This is a genomic window from Calyptranema fuscum S582 (assembly GCF_055793305.1).
Window position 1 is genome coordinate 19,359 of sequence record NZ_JBSLYH010000023.1, and the last position, 18,206, is coordinate 37,564.

General features: G+C 48.7%; 14 protein-coding genes. 6 read left to right on the forward strand and 8 right to left on the reverse strand.

Going from position 1 to position 18,206, the window contains the following annotated elements; all coding sequences use genetic code 11:
* Positions 1-22: 22 nt before the first annotated feature.
* The 3 genes from ACR6Z4_RS16500 to ACR6Z4_RS16510 all read left to right on the forward strand — a co-directional run bounded on the left by ACR6Z4_RS16500 (position 23) and on the right by ACR6Z4_RS16510 (position 3,395).
* Positions 23-2,536, forward strand: coding sequence for an AAA family ATPase (locus tag ACR6Z4_RS16500; RefSeq protein ID WP_479718393.1), 2,514 nt, complete (start codon positions 23-25; stop codon positions 2,534-2,536).
* Positions 2,523-2,906 carry an HNH endonuclease gene (locus ACR6Z4_RS16505; RefSeq protein ID WP_479718394.1) on the forward strand — a complete coding sequence of 128 codons (384 nt, stop codon included), beginning with the start codon at positions 2,523-2,525 and terminating at the stop codon, positions 2,904-2,906. Before ACR6Z4_RS16500 ends, ACR6Z4_RS16505 begins: the two co-directional genes overlap by 14 nt.
* Before the next feature lie 234 nt (positions 2,907-3,140).
* Positions 3,141-3,395, forward strand: coding sequence for a hypothetical protein (locus ACR6Z4_RS16510; protein WP_479718395.1), 255 nt, complete (start codon positions 3,141-3,143; stop codon positions 3,393-3,395).
* A gap of 4 nt (positions 3,396-3,399) precedes the next feature.
* On the opposite strand, the gene ACR6Z4_RS16515 is transcribed toward ACR6Z4_RS16510, so the two are convergent.
* Positions 3,400-4,491 (reverse strand): site-specific integrase, encoded by a 1,092-nt coding sequence (locus ACR6Z4_RS16515; protein WP_479718396.1) that lies wholly within the window; start codon positions 4,489-4,491, stop codon positions 3,400-3,402.
* Positions 4,492-4,736: 245 nt separating this feature from the next.
* Here ACR6Z4_RS16515 and ACR6Z4_RS16520 point away from each other — a divergent pair, with 245 nt between their 5' ends.
* Positions 4,737-5,039 (forward strand): DUF2283 domain-containing protein, encoded by a 303-nt coding sequence (locus ACR6Z4_RS16520; RefSeq protein WP_479718397.1) that lies wholly within the window; start codon positions 4,737-4,739, stop codon positions 5,037-5,039.
* Between the two features lie 30 nt (positions 5,040-5,069).
* On the opposite strand, the gene ACR6Z4_RS16525 is transcribed toward ACR6Z4_RS16520, so the two are convergent.
* From ACR6Z4_RS16525 to ACR6Z4_RS16545, 5 genes are all read right to left on the reverse strand, one after another.
* Positions 5,070-7,376 carry a PAS domain S-box protein gene (locus ACR6Z4_RS16525; protein WP_479718398.1) on the reverse strand — a complete coding sequence of 769 codons (2,307 nt, stop codon included), beginning with the start codon at positions 7,374-7,376 and terminating at the stop codon, positions 5,070-5,072.
* Positions 7,377-7,482: 106 nt separating this feature from the next.
* Positions 7,483-8,514, reverse strand: a complete 1,032-nt coding sequence (gene glsA / locus ACR6Z4_RS16530) for a glutaminase A (RefSeq protein ID WP_479718399.1) — start codon at positions 8,512-8,514, stop codon at positions 7,483-7,485.
* Between the two features lie 6 nt (positions 8,515-8,520).
* Entirely contained in the window at positions 8,521-9,276 is a 756-nt protein-coding gene (locus ACR6Z4_RS16535) for a MinD/ParA family ATP-binding protein (RefSeq protein ID WP_479718400.1), read from the reverse strand.
* A gap of 362 nt (positions 9,277-9,638) precedes the next feature.
* Positions 9,639-10,907, reverse strand: coding sequence for a cyclic nucleotide-binding domain-containing protein (locus tag ACR6Z4_RS16540; RefSeq protein ID WP_479718401.1), 1,269 nt, complete (start codon positions 10,905-10,907; stop codon positions 9,639-9,641).
* 15 nt (positions 10,908-10,922) lie between these two features.
* Positions 10,923-11,705, reverse strand: a complete 783-nt coding sequence (locus tag ACR6Z4_RS16545) for an ABC transporter permease (protein WP_479718457.1) — start codon at positions 11,703-11,705, stop codon at positions 10,923-10,925.
* Positions 11,706-12,170: 465 nt separating this feature from the next.
* Here ACR6Z4_RS16545 and ACR6Z4_RS16550 point away from each other — a divergent pair, with 465 nt between their 5' ends.
* A complete protein-coding gene (locus tag ACR6Z4_RS16550; RefSeq protein ID WP_479718402.1) occupies positions 12,171-13,232 on the forward strand; it encodes an aromatic ring-hydroxylating dioxygenase subunit alpha in 1,062 nt (353 codons plus the stop codon).
* Between the two features lie 18 nt (positions 13,233-13,250).
* Here ACR6Z4_RS16550 and guaD read toward each other — a convergent pair whose 3' ends face one another.
* Both guaD and ACR6Z4_RS16560 read right to left on the reverse strand, forming a co-directional pair.
* A complete protein-coding gene (gene guaD / locus ACR6Z4_RS16555; RefSeq protein ID WP_479718403.1) occupies positions 13,251-14,603 on the reverse strand; it encodes a guanine deaminase in 1,353 nt (450 codons plus the stop codon).
* A gap of 296 nt (positions 14,604-14,899) precedes the next feature.
* Entirely contained in the window at positions 14,900-16,006 is a 1,107-nt protein-coding gene (locus ACR6Z4_RS16560; RefSeq protein WP_479718404.1) for a DMT family transporter, read from the reverse strand.
* A 464-nt stretch (positions 16,007-16,470) separates the two neighbouring features.
* Between ACR6Z4_RS16560 and ACR6Z4_RS16565 the strand changes: the two genes are divergently transcribed.
* On the forward strand, positions 16,471-17,826 hold the full coding sequence (locus ACR6Z4_RS16565; RefSeq protein ID WP_479718405.1) for a pentapeptide repeat-containing protein: 1,356 nt from the start codon (positions 16,471-16,473) through the stop codon (positions 17,824-17,826).
* The last annotated feature ends 380 nt before the right edge of the window (positions 17,827-18,206 follow it).

Below are 18,206 nucleotides of genomic sequence, written 5' to 3' on the forward strand. Positions count from 1 at the left end.
CATTCAGTATGGAGTAGGGACAATGGTATTCAACATTAAAGATTATGTCGATTTCGACAATAAGGGTAGAGCAATCTGCCCTTGTTGCGCGTTAGAGGGTAAAACTAGGGGCAAAAATCTAGCCTTGGTGCCAGGGGCAGAGGGGGCTTACAAGTGTCATCGGGGGTGTACACCTCAACAAATTCGTGAGGCTTTGGGCAGTCCTAAACCTCAGCAAATTCCAGCGGCACTGGCACAGCCTATCCCATCGCCGGCGGGCAAAACTGTCACCGTTTCGCCGCAAAAGGTGCGCGAAGCGCATCAAAAACTGATGCAGTATGGCGAATCGGCTAAATCATGGCTGATGAACCGGGGCATCACACCAGAGATGATGGTGCACTACCGTCTGGGTGCAGTGCGATCGCGGGTGGGTGAAAAAATGCAATGGTCAATTTCCATCCCCCTGCCTAACTCTGATGGCACCGCCTATTGGTTAAAAAAGCGAGTTGCACCGTGGGATGAGGCAGTCTGTAACTTGCCAGACTATAAACCCTGGTCACAATACGGCATTCCCCAACAGGTGTTTATCACCCATCAGCCAGAGTCACCCACCCAAACATGGCTATGTGAGGGTGAGTGGGATGCCATGATGTTGGGTTGGGCTGTACGTCATTCTGAACTGAAAAATAACATACAAGTTTGTTCCTTTACTTGCGGCGCAGGCAATGTTCCTCCATTAGGTGAATGCGATCGCATAACCGGAGCAACCGTCATCATCTGGTACGACCTGGATGAGCCAGGGGTAAAGGGAGCGCTGAAAGTTGCTGAGGCATTAGGGCAACGTTGCAAAATAGCCAGGGTACCCAGTAGTGAGAACCCCAAAAAAGGATGGGATGTATCCGATGCTCTGAATCAGGGGCTTAGTCTAGAAGCCTTCTGCAAAGCAACTGAAACAGCAGAGACGGCAGTTAAATCTAAAGTTCATTCATCAGGAGAAAACCCGCTTAGGGCGCGCCTGGTGTGGAATGACGAGCTAATGGATCGAGCACCTGACTATACCGACTGGTTAGTCGATGAGTTGCTAACGGCTGATGAACTGTTTCTGCTCGCAGCCGGTCCACGCGCGGGTAAAAGTTTGTTAGCCATGACACTGGCAAAGGCAGTGGCAGAGGGCAGTGATTTTCTCGGTAGACCCACCACACAGGGCACGGTGATCTATGTCTGCCTGGAAGATGGTGAAGCAAAGTTGAAAGAACGGGAAGTTGCACAGGGCTGGAGCCGTGGCTTACCTGTCGCATGGATGCAGAAATTCAAACTGTCCGAAATTGGGCACCTCCGAGAACTAGCAGAAGAGTTAGACCCCAGGTTAATTGTTTTAGACACCCTCTCTAGAATTAAGGACTCCAATATCAGCGAGTCATCGGCAGAGATGAGTCAGCTTCTTGAACCACTTCAGGAGATGGCGAAAGATTTGGGTTGCTGTGTGCTGCTAGTTCACCATACAGGCAAGGTGAACGTAGACAATGCCAACGCGATCGACATCTTTGACACCGTGAGGGGTAGTAGCGCCATCCGGGCAGTTTGCCGGGGCACGCTCATCATTGCTGCAAGCGATCGCAATTATCGCTTGTTGGTCGAGAACGGATGGGGTAAGCACGACCTGAATGTGGTTTTGGACGGTAATACCTGGACATGGAAACTTTTGGGGCAATGGAAACCTGGTGGAGTCAACCCCACCCAGAGAGAGCAGATTATTGATTACCTAAAGCAGGTTGGAGTAGCAAGCTTAGAACAAATTCATGAAGCTACTAGCATTCCTCAAAAGTCTCTCTATGAGCAACTTTCAAGGCTACAGGCAACAGATGAGGCAGAGTTTAAGGTTTGTAAAGAGGGGACGCGGCGTAGATATACCTACCGCTTAGCGCTATTCAACACTATTCAACAGTTGAATAGTGTGTTGAATAGCGAAAACCCAGACAGTGAAAGCGATAAAGAGGGATATTCAACAAAAAATATATCTTCTCTTTCTGATGATCAGGCAAAAGGTGATCAGCCCCCTGTGCATGTTACACGTAATACAACGCCAAAAAACACCCTGTCGAATAGGGGTGATCAGGGTTCAAACCCTTGCAATAGCGAGATTCTTGCTGAGGCTGATCACCCTGATCACCTTTCTGAGGGGGTGGTTTTGTTGAATAGTGGGGGCACACAGGGATCAAACCCAAATATAGAGAATGTTTCGCCTATTCAACAAGATATTCAACACTATTCAACTGTTGAATATAAACCTCCTGATCACCCCCTGATCACCCCCCCTGATGTAGTACAGAAAAAGGGCAAAAAGATGATCAGGGGTGATCAGGGTAGTCCTCTTTTGACAGTGGGCGATCGCGTTGAAATTTTGGTGGGGCGCTTCGCGGGAAAACCTGTCATGGTCGTTGAGCTAACAGCCGACGGCGTTGTAGTGAAGGGGGATAGCTGGTATATCACCCGAACGTATCAGCCCAATGAACTCAAGTTGTTAAAGCAAGGGGGTAAATCTGATGCCAATGGATAGAAGCCGTTATCCCAAAAATTGGGATGCGATCGCACTGGCTATCAAGGTTGAAGTTGGCTGGAAATGTGAGGAATGTGGCAGAGACTGCCGGATGCCAGGTGAGAGCCTCTACGACTTCATCGATCGGCTGGTTGGTGGTAATTGGCGGGATACGTGTGAACAGTGGGCAGAAATTGCAGAGCATCCCCAGCGATGGACTTTAACGGTGGCTCATCTCAACCACATCCCTTCTGATTGCAGGCAAGAGAACTTAAAAGCTCTGTGTACTGTCTGCCATTGCCGTTATGACCTGAAAGCAATGGCAACTAAACGGCGTCTCAAACGAGAGCGGCTGGGACAATTGGTGCTCTCGTTTGGAGGTAAAGAGTGATGGGAAAAAAACGCAAAGCTCGGGCACAAAGCGCCTCTTCAGACTGGAAAACCACGACTGAAATGTGTGCGATTTTGAGCTGCTCGCGTGATCACCTGCAAAGTCTTCGAGCACAGGGAATCCTCAAACACCGGATTCATTGGCGAAATATCAGCCCCTACGCAATCCGTCCGACTTACCGCTATCACTCTACCAGGTGCCAAAAAGCGATTGAGCAAAGTCAAGAGGACTTATATGACTCCACAAAAAATGGGACGGTATAAGCGTTCTCTTAAAGGTTGGATGGGATATGTGGCTGATGGTCATTGGGCTTCGGCGTTTGAGGTGTCTGTTGTGACGGTACTGGGGTGGCTTGTTGACCCCGAGAAGGGGCCCCTCGACCATTTTTTACAGCGCTATCGCATCCAGGAGCGGGAAAGACGGCGATCGGAAGTGGTGTATGTGGTGAACCACTGGTTAGCAGACTTTGCCTGCGGGATAGAGAAATGATGGGTCATATCTGCGGTGGAAGGGGGCGATCGGCTCTCATCATTAATGAGTCAAACATCCTCTGATGGGTATCAGCTGTAATCCAGTGGTGATATACCTTTTCATGAATTGCTACAGAATGCCCCATTTGTTGAGCCGATAGAGAGGTCGGCAATCCAAACTCTAATGTTCTCACTGCCCAACGATGTCGCAAATCATAGGCTGAAAATGGAAATTCATAATATGCAAACTGTTTAGTAACTCGGTGACCATAGTCTGAATGGTTGCGACCTGATACAGATGGAATTTGTGGGGCTCTCAAGCAGAAATAATCTACCCATTCTGGATAACATGCCCAGACCATTCGCTCACCTGTTTTTCCTTCTTTAACCTTTACCATGTGTCCACCGTTGAGAAAATCTTCTAAGTCCAGAAAGAAGACTTCATGGTTTCTTAGCCCAAATGTTGCCAGCATCCCGTAGACCCACCGCCAAGAGGGATTAGAGATTTTGTGAAACCACTCTGCGATTTGCTTATCCGTCGGCAATGATCGAGGGTCAACCCCTCTATAGGAGTAGTTTCCTTGTAGTTGTTTAAAATCAACTTCCAAACCTGCTGTCTCTGCAAGCTTCTTCAAGCTGACACAAAATCGTTTTCGTTGTCGGGTGTTAGGTTCTGTCTGTGAAATTGCCTTTTGCAACACACTAACCGTTAAAGGTGAGTCAGTTGGCAATTGCTTAAATACATTCCTGTACTCTGTGTTCCAGGTCGTTTGGCAGATCTGGTCACGATGTTGCTGTTCAAACTGGCTAATCCAATCTCCTACGGTTTGAGGTACTAAACCCCGAGCAACCAGGTAGGGTTCCCAAGAGAACTCTTTACAATCCAGTAACGCTCCTATTTTCCTCGCTTCTGTTTCTGCCAAAGATACACCTTTAGGATGAGCACCTATCCCCAGTGCTATTCGTTGCTGATAAGGTTTGGTCTTTGAAGAACCAGGTTTGGGTGGAAAGGTCGCAACCAAATAGAGTTTTTCACCTATCTGCTGAATTGCTACTCCTACTCTATGAGCCTTTAATCTGCCGTTAGCTTGAGCAATTCTACCTAGAACATCCATCTGCTTAAATTCTGCTTAAAAATAGTCTCTTGATTGGCAGTAAATAACTGCAAATAGCCGCAGTTCAAGAAACTATACAAATCAAAAAGCCTTGAAAAATCAAGGCTTTTTAACATTTTTAAGCATTAAAGGGTCATTTGAAAATTAGCTTAAGGGTAAATGGCAGAGGATAACCGATCCGATCGCGATCGCGGGTCAGCCCAAATCGGCAAGATGGACTACAGTGAAAGAGATGATACATCAGTATGATGGCAAGCATAATTGCATCTACGGATGCGGGTGGGATGACAGGTCATGGGCTGACTGCCAGACCGCACAGTGACGCGTTGAATCAATGGGGAGGAGAATCTATGAAAGTCATTTATGACGTCGCCACTGACGTATTGCAGATCGTCTTCCGCGATGCCGTTGTCGAAGACTTTAGTGAAGATCGACCGGACGTTACGATCAACTACGATGTGGAAGACAAGATCATTGCCTTTGAGATTCGCAACGCCGCGAAATATGTGGAAGATCCGCGATCGCTGAAGCACATCGTTGTGGAATAATCTGCTGCTTAAGCCGCTACTGGGAAAGCATTAACTCCAAAACTCGTCTAAATTGACGCTAGAAATTTCTTCTTGTAGCTCCTGAAAGTAACCACTTTCGGTAATCCGAGCCACCTCGGTCGCCCGTTTATTGTGATCGATTTCGATCTTCAACTCAGCCAATTGGCGTCTGAGGTCATCTTCTCGGTGTTTGCGATCGCTAACATCTTGAACGATGCCTTCGTAATACAGCAAATTACCGCTATCATCGCGTACTGCTCGGGTATCTTCTTGAATCCAGGTCGTGCTGCCATCTTTGCGATAGACGCAATATTCAAAATTTTTGACGTGATCCGCTTCCGCTAAGCGCCGCCTGAAGTTGATCTGGTCAGCTGGCTCAACATAGACCTGGGTAGAAATGTCGGTGATATGGGCAACCATATCCGCCGGTGAATCATAGCCATAAATCTGTGCCATCGCCGGATTGACGCTGATGAAGTAGCCATCTGGATCAGATTGAAAGATGCCTTCTAAGGCATTTTCATAAATACTGCGATAGTTCTCCTCCGCAATCCGTAAGGCGTCTTCAGCACGTTTGCGGCTGGTGATATCGCGCACCATGATCAAGACTTCGTTTTCACCCAACACCAAAATTCGCACTTCTTCATCCTGGGGTTTGTCGTTGACCCGAATGCGTTGTTCATACACTTGCAGTTCGCCTGTTTCTAAAGCTCGGCGAATGTATTGTAAGCGCAGATCCGCGACCTCGGGCGGCAGAGACTCTGTGACAGTTGAACCGGGGAGAAATTGGTTAAGGCTATGAATTCCGATCAGGCGATCGCTGCCCACAATATCGATGTAGGTGCCATCTCCTGTCGCCCGAATCAGCAGGTCGGGAATAGCGCTGACAATGGCGCGGTTGGTAGATTCACTTTGCCGCAGGGCTGCAAACGATGTCTGCAATTGATTAGCCATGCTGTTGAAAGAATCGGCTAATTTACGCATCTCCCGAATGGGATAGGGATTCACCTGTTGCGATAGGTTGCCTTTGGCAATTTCTTCGGAGGCATGGCAGACTTCCAATACGGGTCGGGTGAGCCAGCGTCCGGTGAGAATGCCAATGGCGATCGCCACCCCCAACGCCAGCACACATAGAACGATGGTGTTACGGGTATTGGCGTGGATCTGTCCCATGAAATCATCTTCGGGAACAACGACGACAATCAGCCAATCCAAGCCATAGCTATCGCGAAACGGCACCACTTCTAAAAATTGGCGTTTGCCATTGAGGCGAAAGTCAAGCCGTTGGGTTTGGGTAATGGCTGAAAAACTACCAAACTGCTGAACCAAAAAGTCTGCGGTGCCCCGCACCAGATGATCTTGACTATCGACAGCCGCAAGTGATTTAGCAGTTTCGCCGTCGCCCACCATCAAGGGCTCATCGGTAGAATTTGAAATCAGATCCCCCTTGCGATCGATGACAAAGGCTTGCCCCGTCTTGCCAATCTCTAAATTTCGCAAAAAATTTCTAAATTCTTCGGGCAATACAACATCAGTGGCACACACCCCAATGAGCTTACGCTCAAAGCGATCGTAAATAGGCAGACTGGCAGTAATGTTGGGCAATCCCGTCGTAAATGCAATATAAATATCTGTCCAGGTGGGGCTTTGTGCCGTGACTGCCGCTTTAAACCAGGGGCGTTGCCGAGAGTCGTAGGGTCGATCGACCTGACGCAAAAAATAGGTGCGATCGCCATGCACATTAAGACTGTAATATTGCCGTAAAAAATTCGTGGATTGGTTGCTGTAGGTGAGTTGCAGAGAACCATCATCCGGCGATCGCAATACCCCGAAAAACTCACCGCTTTGGGCGCTACCACAGTAGACTAATGCCACATTCGGTGAAATTTTCATTTGCTGATACAGTTGGCTTTCCCCATAGGCAGCCGCCACGATATCCAGATCACCGTGGATCAGAGCATCGGCATTGAGGCGATTAATTTCGTGGGGAATTTCAAAATAGCCTTTAAGTTCGCGTTCGATCCGAGCCGTCAGCTCTCGGCGCAGTTGGGTTGCCAGCACATTGACCGCTTTTTGCCCATTTTGAAACGACAGATACCCTACCAGACCCACCGTTCCGACAATCTGACCGACAAATGCCAGAATCAACACCACCCGCAATGGCAAATTATCTGGAAGGAGAGGGGAGCTTTTTTTCAACGGTTTGGGTTGCATAGAGCAAAAAACGTCCTGCGATCGCAGGCTTACGTATTTTACCGTGGATGCCGAGTCCAATGGCAACGGTTGAAACGACGAGGAGGGTTGGGGGCGTAGCCCCCAACCCTCCTCAATAGCCACACGACAATAGATCTCGGGTAATGATTTTTGGGTGCGCGGGCTTCGCCCGCGCACCCAAAAATCATTACGAATTACAGGACTGATTTGCAATCGCTCTCAACCGTTCTTACCAGCTATCGACGCGATCGCCGCCTGCCAGCCATTCGGTTAAAACGCGATCGGGTTTGGCGACGTTAAACAGGTGTAAGCCAAAATCTCTCGACAGATCTTCACAGACCTTAATGCCCCGGACACTGTTGCCTTTGGCATCCAGGGGAGGAGAGAAAGTACCTACCCCCAATTTGCCGGGAGCAACGGCAGTGATGCCACCTCCAACCCCACTTTTGGCAGGCATTCCTACTCGATACGCCCATTCACCTGACGAATCGTACATCCCGCAGGTGAGCATGACGCTGATGACGTCTTGAACATAGCGTTCATCGATCGCCCGTTCGCCGGTGACGGGGTTGATCCCGCCATTTGCCAGGGTAGCTGCCATCATTGCCAGATCAGTCGCATTGACCAAAATTGAGCATTGCTGAAAGTAGAGATCCAGCGTTTCATCAATCTTGTCGCTCACCATGCCAAAGTTGAGCATTAAGTAAGCGATCGCCCGATTGCGATGACCCGTCGATTTTTCTGACAGAAACACCGGCACATCGATATCTTGTTCGCGTCCGGTGTAGCGCTTAAACATATCCAAAATGCGCTTCAGCCGTTCGGTGCTGTTCTTACCCTTAATCAAGTCTGACGTGGCGATCGCCCCGGCATTGACCATCGGGTTATAGGGACGGTTGGTTGTCTCATCCAGCACAATCGCGTTAAATGCTTCCCCGGTGGGTTCAACGCTGACCTTGCTGTTGACATACTCGCGCCCATGATCTTCCAACGCCAGACCATAGACAAAGGCTTTAGAAATGGACTGGATCGTAAAGGTTTTGTCGCAGTCTCCGACCTCATACACCTGCCCATCGACCGTGACGGCACATACGCCAAACCAGTTGGGATCGGCTAGTGCCAGCTCAGGAATGTAGTCTGCGACCGTACCAGAATTAACCAAGCGATATTTGTCGTACAGGTCGTTCAGGTAGGTGCGAAATGGCGACACAACGGCGGCAATCGAGCTTGCCAAAGATTGCAAGTTACCAGAGTCAACCATAGCCGTTTACTCCATAATGCGTTGGGCAACTTTTTGAAATTCGTGCGATATGGGGTGGTCTGGATTGCGAACGCAAAAAACGCCTTCACTGGCAAGCTTGACGACATCTTCTGACAACGGAAAAATTCCTGCAACAGGCACGTCATAGGCTTCTTCGACCTTTTGCTGCAAAGCATCCATATTCATGCTGGGCAGGGCTTTGTTGATAGCCAGTAGCATATTCCGCACTTTCAACTGCCGTGCCACATCTATCGTCACAGCGGTGCCCTGATAGTCTTGTTTATCGGGTCGCAGAATCAACAAGAGATAGTGAGAAATGGCGATCGTTAAAAAGGTTTCTTTTGATAAACCGGGGTGCGTGTCAATAAATAAATAATCGAGTTCTAAATTTTTAACCAGTTTGCGAAATCCATCATTCAGCAGCTTGACATCATAGCCATCTTTGAGAATACGGGCGATGTCATCGGCTTTGACGCTAGAAGGAACCAGGAATAACTTACCATCTCCGCTCACGCCCACATTTGAGCTGACATCGTATGCCACATCTTCGATCAGGCTGTCGCCCCAGAGATAGTTGTTAAGGGTTTTGCCGGTCATTTCCGGTTCTAGCCCAAAAATATTGTGAATCCCAGGCGACGGCACATCAGTATCGACAACTCCAACCCGTTTTCCTTGTAACGCGATGGTGGTAGCAATGTTAGCGGTGAAGTTTGACTTACCTGTTCCACCACGATAGGAATGAATGGAAACCACTTTTGGCATTAATACACATCCAAAAACTGAGAATTACTACTAGCAAACCGTAACTGGAGAGAATATTGATTAAATGTAGCTTCTGATACATTTTGTTATTTCTTTGGATGGCGATCGCATTATTTTTCTACCCAGATCTGAGAAAGCCCTGACTTTGGGAGATTTCCAGGAATAAATCTACCCGTTGATTTGGGCTTCGACTTCGCTCAGCCCACAGACTCCGAGCGTTGAGCGAAGTCGAAACGCGGAAATTCAGGTATTTTCTTGAGCAGAAATCTCTTTAGCAGGGGATCAGCCAGGATTAGCGACTTGGCTGATGGGTAAAAGCGGGTTTCATATCCTTATGTCAGCGAGTGAACATCGCTTGCTCCCTAACGCGGGATCGACACCCAAAACCCCATCAAAAATCCCAGAATCGTCGAGAAATTGACAGAGCCACCCCCCAATTCATACGCCTCTGGCATCATGGTGCTGGCAATCATTGCCAGGATTGCGCCCCCCGCGATCGCCTGGGTTAGTGCCATCACCAGACTGGGTGCATTGTTTTGCAACAGATGTCCGGCGATCGCTCCCAATCCACTCAGAACCACCACCCCACTCCAAAGCATTAAAATCCGGCGAGCAGGAGTGCCTGCCTTGCGCATCCCGATTGAGCTGGACAAGGCTTCCGGAAAATTGGAGATAAACACGGCTAACAAAAACGATGCACCCAGATGACTCTGCCCCACCGTCATACCTAAGACCAGCGATTCCGGCACGTTGTCGATCAGCGACCCAAATAAGATCGCTAACGGTGCCGTACTGCCTGTGAGTTGCTGCAACATTGCCTGCTGTTCGGGCAAGGGCAAATCTAACTCTGTGCTATCCAAAATTTCTTGTCGCCATTGCTGTCGTCGTTGTTCGGCTTCTGCCTGAGATTCCGTTGTTTCTTGCAATCGCCGCACCAAAATCAGGCTCAATGCCCTGGCGATATGGGGCGATCGGGCTAAGACGGCATTAAAATCGACTCGCTTCAGCTCATATAACTCCATCGGGGTACGAGCCATCACCGTGGCAGACCGGGGCGCGCCCGTCAACACTGCCATTTCGCCAAACACTTCTCCCGGCAGCAACACGGTAATCGGCTGTTGTCCCTTAATCACCTCCGCTTCCCCGCTGAGAATGATGTAAAGCGAATCTCCGGGCGTCCCTTCTTTACACAAAATGTCTCCGGCTTCGGCAACACAGGACTTCAGCAGCGGAATGATCGCCTGCACTTCCGCAGGAGGCACATTTTGCATGACTTCAACCTGTGCCAGTCGATCTAATACTTCAGAGGCTGCCTCCTGACGTTGTTGAAACAGGTAGCGCCGACTGGAAGCAGGATGACGTAAAAATCCACCTTTTTGATCGAGGTAGCCATTGATCAGTGTGAACACTGCTCCCCCAGCCATAAATCCGATCACCAACGTGGGCAAGCCATTGGCTTCATAGACCTCTGTAGTAATTTCAAAGGCGATCGCCGAGAGTAACGTGCCACTGCCAAACGCCATAATGGCGGCTGAGAAGGTGCGGCTGGGTTGCCAAATCACACCCAAAATAGCCCCCAACAACAGGCTGGAGGCTCCCAAAATTCCCTGTAAAAACGCGGCAAGTGACATACGAAATCCAGGTTCTTAAGAAGAGGCACTGGTATAGAATCTCAGGGCAAAGCGCCAGAAAAAATAAGAGCACAGGAAAAGGGCGATCGCCAATCCGCCGCTGCCGATTAACCAGCTTAAATCGGTACGATTGAGTAAAATTTCAGCCGGAATCGAAGTTAAAAAGGCAACCGGAACAATAAAGGTAAAAAAGAAGCGATACATGGCTGGGTAGGCTGCCATAGGAAACCGTCCGGCTTCCAGTAAGCCCCGCAGCACTTCAGTAACGTTATAAATTTTGACAAACCAAATGCTGGTAGACCCCAACATAAACCAGAGGCTATAGAGGCAGATAAAGCCAAATAACAGGGGCACTAATGCCAGCCCGTAGGCATGCCAATTGAGGTGGAGATTGACCCCGGCATAGCCAATCAACAGCAACCCAAAAATGATATCGGGCAACCCCCAGGGCGATAGCGTCCGGGCAGACAACCAAAATTGCGAGTTAATCGGTTTTAACAAGACAAAATCGAGTGTCCCTTCCTGCACATGGCGCACGATTTGACTCAGATTTGGAGCCAGAAAGGTCGCCGCAAAACCTTGTAAGAGGGTAAATACCCCCAACACAATCAGGGCTTCTGACCACGTCCACCCTTCAAAGGTGTAGCCATGCTGGTAAAACAAAAATAAGCCAAACAAACTGCCCACTAAACTGCATAGGCTGCTGAGTGCGGCAATGACAAAGTTCATGCGATATTCCAACTCAGCGGCGATCGCCGTTGCCCAAAATAGCTGCAATACCTGAAGATATCGTTTCAACACATCACCCAAATCAACAGCACCTCGTATCTAATACTACAAAATCATTTCGTCGGTCTTCTTTATACTAAATAGATTGAGGTGTATACAGTATGCAAAAACACAGCGCTTTTTGGATGCCTCGGTGATTTTGCCAGATCCTTGAAATTTAGGGTCGCAGATTGTGGATCTAAATTGGAGGATGAACCCTTGTCTATATTTAGTGTGTCTCAGTCCTGTCAGCCCTCACCCTAAATCCCTCTCCCAGAGCGGGAGAGGGACTTTGAAACCATGTCTTAGTATTCGGCTCCCCTTCGCCCCTAATGGGAGAAGGGGTTGGGGGATGAGGGTAAGACTTGATTGTTTCATATGCTAAACATATCGGAACCCGAAAGGTTCATCCTCCAATTTAGATCAGACTGTGATATTGCCTGAAATTCAGGGCAATGGGTATAGTGCCTCGTTCTCTTTGCATGGGTAGATTTTATGTTAGTGACGCAGCAGCCTGTTTTCCAGCGGTTTTGGTATCCCGTTGTGCCGATGCAACAGTTGCATGATGGGCCCCAGGCGTTTGAATTATTGGGTCAGGCGATCGTGATCTGGTTGGATGCCGACGGTCAGCCCGCCGCTGTGCGCGATCGCTGCTGTCATCGCACCGCCAAGCTATCGTTGGGTAAAGTTGTGGCGGGGAACATTTGCTGTCCCTATCACGGTTGGCAGTTCAACTCCGCGGGTGCCTGTGTGCAGATGCCGCAGTCGAAAGACGGTGCCATTTCGCCGAGCTACAAAGTCGATGCTTATGCATGTACAGAGCGCTATGGCTATGTTTGGGTGTGTTTGGGTGAGCCGTTGAGAGACATTCCAACCATTCCGGAAGCTACCGATCCAAGCTATCGCCTGATCCAAGAATTTTATGAACCCTGGCAGTGTGCCGGATTGCGGGTGATGGAAAATGAATTGGATCTGGCACACCCGACCTTTGTGCATACAGGCACCTTTGGCAGCGAAGACCATCCCATTCCCGAGTCACTAGAGATCACTGAAACCGATTACGGCATTCATGTGCAGGCAACGTTAGGGGTGGTTAATCCAGAACTGCAACAACAGAATTTGAAAATGGAGGACACCCAAACCTATCGCACACTGGATATGGATTGGATCATGCCCTTTACCATTCGGTTGCGAATCAATTACGCCAATGGGTTGTCTCACATCGTCGTCAATACGATGACGCCGATTAATGATTCCATGTCACAAATGGTGCAGTTTTGCCTACGCAATGACACCGAAGCAGATACTTGCGCCGCTGACGTGATTGCCTTTGATCGAGCCGTCACACTCGAAGACAAGCGGATTTTAGAATCAACCGATTATGATGTGCCGCTGAGCCTCAACAAAGAACAACACATGTTTACCGATCGCCCAGGAATCTTGATTCGTAAGCAAATTGCAGCCTTGCTCAAAACCCACGGTGAGGTCGAACAAACCCGATCGCAGGGTTTATCACACCTGGCTGAAAGCGATCGCCCCATTGAAGCTTTTAATTAATGCCAGGGAAGGCATGGCTTATCCCGTCCGCTCATAGGCTCGTTCTCCCAAAATATAGGTGGCTTGAATCGCCCGATCATCGCCCATCATGATCAGGGAAAACAGGCGATCGCCCAATTCGGTTAACGACGCTGGACGAGTTGCAGGATTGCGAAATGCCATGATCGGCGTCGAACGAGGATCAAGGATGACAAAATCGGCAGCATTGCCAATGGCAAAACTGCCAATGTGATCGTCTAAGTGAAGGGCTTTTGCACTGCCTAAAGTCGCTAAAAACAAGGCTTTGAAGGGAGATAGTTTTTGATGGCGCAGTTGTGCCACTTTATACGCTTCATTGGCAGTTTGCAGCATAGAAAAGCTGGTGCCTGCCCCCACATCGGTGGCTAACCCGACGTTGATGGGGAAGGCGGAGGATTTGGCTTGCTCAATCTTAAATAAACCACTGCCCAAAAACAAATTAGACGTCGGACAAAAGGCGATCGCAGATTTTGCTGCCGATAAGCGTTCAAATTCAGAATCAGTCAGTTGAATGCAGTGGGCAAAAATCGATCGCTCTCCGACTAAACCGGCTTGATCATAAACATCTAAATAGCCCTTGGCATCGGGAAACAACTGCTTCACCCAGGCAACTTCATTGACATTTTCAGAGAGGTGAGTATGCAAATAAGTGCCTGGAAATTCTGCCAGCAATTTACCGGCAAAACGTAATTGCTCAGGCGTAGACGTTGGTGCAAATCGGGGTGTAACGGCGTACAGCGATCGCCCCGTTTGATGCCATTTTTCAATCAGAGCTTTACTATCGGTATAGGAACTTTCAGCCGTATCGGTCAGGGTATCAGGAGCGTTGCGATCCATCATCACCTTTCCCGCAATCATGCAGAGATGACGACGATTAGCTTCTTCAAATAACGCATCCACCGACTCCGGATAAACGGCAGCCAGAACGACTGCGGTAGTGGTACCATTCCGCAATAACTCGTCAATAAATACGGTAGCGACGTGTTGAGCATACGCTTTATCTTGGAACTTGCGTTCGGTCGGAAATGTGTATTGATCGAGCCACTCTAATAGCTGTTCTCCATAGGCAGCAATCATTCCAGTCTGGGGAAAATGAATGTGCAGATCAATAAATCCCGGTGTGATCAGCTTGCCGGGATACGAGGTGATGGGAATATCCGCATACAAATCCTTCAGGTCATCATAGGCTCCTATCGCTTTGACCTTGCCCCGTTCGACCACCAATAACCCATCGGCAAAGTAGCGAATGCTTTCGACTTCGGGCACATAAAATGGATCGGCAACAAAGTCGATCACAGAGCTGCGAAACGCGTGGAGAGCCGCTGGCTGAGATGGAGTAATCGAAGTAAGCATACGTCAATACGGGGTGAGATAAATGGGTCTTGTACTTCTTTTAGGATCGTGAAGTAAATAAGATCGAATATTGGATCGCTTGTAGGGGCGAACGGCCGTTCGCCCCTACAACAAATCATCGGAGTTATTTAATTCCCATTCCTTAGAGAGAGCGACGGCTCCATGTCGCTCTCTCTAAAAGAGGTCGTCTACTAGTACACCAACTTAAAAGTTTTATAGGGGGTGGAGGGGGTAAAACCCCCTCTTGGGGGCGCAGCCCCCAAACCCCCATGTTGCAAAATTTCGTGTTTGCAACACTAGTCTGCGATCGCATCAGGTTTAGAGGGTTCTGCTACGACAGGGTCTTGTGCCAGTTCCATACCATTGGCATCTACACGCACCCGACGGGTCACCAACGCCACTTTTTGGGCAATTTCTTCTCGCTGATTCACCAGATACACACTAATTAACGTGAACACAACGCCAACCCATTGAATCTGCGTCAACTGTTCGCCCAACAACAAGCCGCTAAACAATAAAGCAAACACAGGCGTCAAAAAAATCAACGCACTGACACTGGTGATATTACCGCTAGCAGCCAAATAGAAAAACATCCCATAGGTAATGGCAGTACCAAACAGGGTCGCATAGCCCAATCCTAACCAGTCGCCAGATTGAAGCTGGGCGATCGGTTGAGTTTCCCACAGCAAGGACAGCAGCATCAACGGTAAACCGCCTAAAATCATATGCCAACCCGTTGCCACAATTGGGTCAGCGTGCTGTTTGACATAGCGAATAATGATGGTGCCAAAAGACATCGAAAGCGCTGCCAATACCATCAACAACTCACCACTATGCAGCAAGCTTTCTAGATTCAAGCTAAATCCACTGACATCACCGGGTAACACTAATTCACCTTGCTGAATCGGTGCAAACGGTAGCACGATTCCCAGCCGATTCAAGCCCCCATAAATCCATTGTTCTGGTAAACCACAAAGGCAAATGCCAGCCATCCCGATCGCCAAACCCAGCCAGCCCCAAACGCCAATCAATTCAGCAAATAAAAAGCGTGACAAAATTGCCACAATCAACGGTTGCGCATCAATGAGCACCGCCCCAATGCCTGCACCTGTGTTGACTAAACCTTCTGTCAAAAATCCCTGGAACATGGCACCATCGACCAACGAAAACAGACCAATCCAAAACCAAGCCTTCCAGGTTTTGGGTTGAGGCAGTTTCAAAAAAACAGCAAGCAATAATAGCAATACTCCCGCAGGAAGTAAGCGAAAGGCTGCCAGAAATAAGGGGGTGGTGTTGGGAATGATGAACTTCATCACCACCATGGCAGTGCCCAAGAAAAAGAAAGGCGCAATCAGGAATAGAGGCGATTTGGATAGGTCTGTTTTCTGTAGGTTTAACTGCATATACGGAAATTCCATTGCCTGAGAGAACGCGCACAGACCGTGCGTTCTCCTCATCCTAGAAGGCAGTGATGTTGCAAAAGGCTATCTTTGTTACCACTTGAACAGGATCTAGCCCTCTTGAGTTCAACTCGTTGATCCGATTAGACTACTTGCAGAGGAATGTAGGCAGGGATGAAAACTCATCCCTGGATTCAGTTACATTCACAAAAAATAGGCATTGCTTAACAGTGGGATGAATTTGAAGGTAAAACCAAAGGTTTTACCTTCAAATTCATCCCACTGTTAAGCAATGTCAAAAAATCTTATATAGTGCTACAGATTCAAAATCAGGATGGGATGGATTGACACACTGTGCCATGCATCGCGTTTTAATTCATCACGTTTAACTTGATTGCATCAGGTCATCAATATAACGGATCTGCATCAGTCGTGAATTAAAAAACAGTTCAAACACAAGGATCAATATGCCTATCAAACACTGGGTTACAGTTTTAGGATTAGTCCCGTTGCTGGGAAGTTATAGTGCGATCGCCCAGGCCTCTCAAGCTCAAGACGAGCGGGAATTGTTATTGTTGTGTACGCGATCGCCTTACAATAGCCGCTGTCAGGGGCAAGATTGGCCAACCCTGCTGATCGATCGTCCCGGTATCACCACCGCCTGCCAGCTATTGCGAGACGACTTTCGCACAACCGATGGCTGTAAAATTCATGTCGAAGCCAATCAATTAACGGTGTATGGGGAAGTGGGTGATCCCATTCCCGATCTAGATAATCAGCACGATACCAAACGCATTACCATTCCATTCGACCAGATCTTTGCGGTGAGTGTACGGGTCTGGAGCGTTCGCAGAAGCGGACTGCTAACCGGATGGGAGCGAGATGATAAAACCGTGCTGACGTTGAATTACCTGACCAACGCAGCGCCCACCGATAATGCTGACTATCGCAGCAACGTACTCATCATTTTTAGTGATGCCGAAAATGGCTTTCCCCTGGGTGAACAACTGATGCAACTATCCCCCGCATCACGGGCAGACGCGATCGCCAGCCAACTCTCTGCGGTCACGGAGCCACCCCTGAGTGGAGCAGCGGCGATCGCCCAATTGCTCGATACCAATGCTTGCCCCCGGTGTGATTTAAGTCATGCAGATTTATCTGGCGAAGATTTAGATAGAGCCAATCTAGAAGGTGCTAATTTAGTCGGCGCAAACCTGGCTGAATCAAAGTTGAAATTTGCCTATCTCACAGGTGCAAATCTCACTCAGGCAAACCTAAGCCAAGCCGACCTCTCCAACGCACGACTGCCGCTCACCACCCTGGTCGAGGCAAATCTCCAGGATGCCAATCTGAGCGCGGCAGATTTGCAATGGGCAAATTTGCAATCAGCCAATTTGGTCGGGATTAAGGCAGAGTTGACGGCAATGCAAGAGGTTAACCTGAGTCAAGCAGACTTGAGTCAGGCAGATCTAGAAGGTGTCAATTTATTGGGTGCAAATTTATCTGGGGCTAATTTAACAGAAGCCAATCTCAGTGATAAAGCTCCCCAGCTGGTCAATACCTATGGTTTTAATTTGGCGGGTTTGGGGTTGATGATGTTATTTGGCCCTTCGACGTCCTACCGTTTTGTTACCGATTTGAGTGCCGCAAATTTACAAAATGCCAATTTGACCGGAGCCAATTTAGAAGATGTATTGTTTGTCAATACGGATCTGAGTAATGCGACCTTCACGGGCGTTGATCTGAGCGATACCGATTTGAGTAGTGCCAACCTGTGTGGGGCAACGATGCCCGACGGTTCGGCATCAACTCAGGGGTGCTGAGGGCAGCTTTGGTATTGCAATTGAGTAGATGGTTAGGACATTGGGGGTGTGGGGGCTGCGCCCCCAGCCAGGGGTTCCAGCCTTGCACCCCGTTCAACCAGCCTCTCGGCTGCTATATAGGGCTGAATATAGTGCTTCACGACTGGATCAATCATAGGTGTTGTGGCAGAGCCGCGCTCTGCGCGGCTCTGCTGATTGGGGAGGATGACGTTGAACGTGAAACCTTTGGTCTCACGTTCAACGTCATCCCGATATTAAGGATCACACATTAATTAAAACCCGGACGTTTATTTTTGGCAGCGCGGCTCCGCCGCGCTGCCAAAAATAAATCTTCGGTTTTATTAAATCCACGATATTAAGTAATGACGCTTTATTTACAG

Coding starts and splice junctions, on each gene's coding strand:
- ACR6Z4_RS16500 (WP_479718393.1), top strand. CDS start 23: ATGGTATTCAACATTAAAGATTATGTCGATTTCGACAATAAGGGTAGA.
- ACR6Z4_RS16505 (WP_479718394.1), top strand. CDS start 2,523: ATGCCAATGGATAGAAGCCGTTATCCCAAAAATTGGGATGCGATCGCA.
- ACR6Z4_RS16510 (WP_479718395.1), top strand. CDS start 3,141: ATGACTCCACAAAAAATGGGACGGTATAAGCGTTCTCTTAAAGGTTGG.
- ACR6Z4_RS16515 (WP_479718396.1), bottom strand. CDS start 4,491: ATGGATGTTCTAGGTAGAATTGCTCAAGCTAACGGCAGATTAAAGGCT.
- ACR6Z4_RS16520 (WP_479718397.1), top strand. CDS start 4,737: ATGATGGCAAGCATAATTGCATCTACGGATGCGGGTGGGATGACAGGT.
- glsA (WP_479718399.1), bottom strand. CDS start 8,514: ATGGTTGACTCTGGTAACTTGCAATCTTTGGCAAGCTCGATTGCCGCC.
- ACR6Z4_RS16535 (WP_479718400.1), bottom strand. CDS start 9,276: ATGCCAAAAGTGGTTTCCATTCATTCCTATCGTGGTGGAACAGGTAAG.
- ACR6Z4_RS16540 (WP_479718401.1), bottom strand. CDS start 10,907: ATGTCACTTGCCGCGTTTTTACAGGGAATTTTGGGAGCCTCCAGCCTG.
- ACR6Z4_RS16550 (WP_479718402.1), top strand. CDS start 12,171: ATGTTAGTGACGCAGCAGCCTGTTTTCCAGCGGTTTTGGTATCCCGTT.
- guaD (WP_479718403.1), bottom strand. CDS start 14,603: ATGCTTACTTCGATTACTCCATCTCAGCCAGCGGCTCTCCACGCGTTT.
- ACR6Z4_RS16560 (WP_479718404.1), bottom strand. CDS start 16,006: ATGCAGTTAAACCTACAGAAAACAGACCTATCCAAATCGCCTCTATTC.
- ACR6Z4_RS16565 (WP_479718405.1), top strand. CDS start 16,471: ATGCCTATCAAACACTGGGTTACAGTTTTAGGATTAGTCCCGTTGCTG.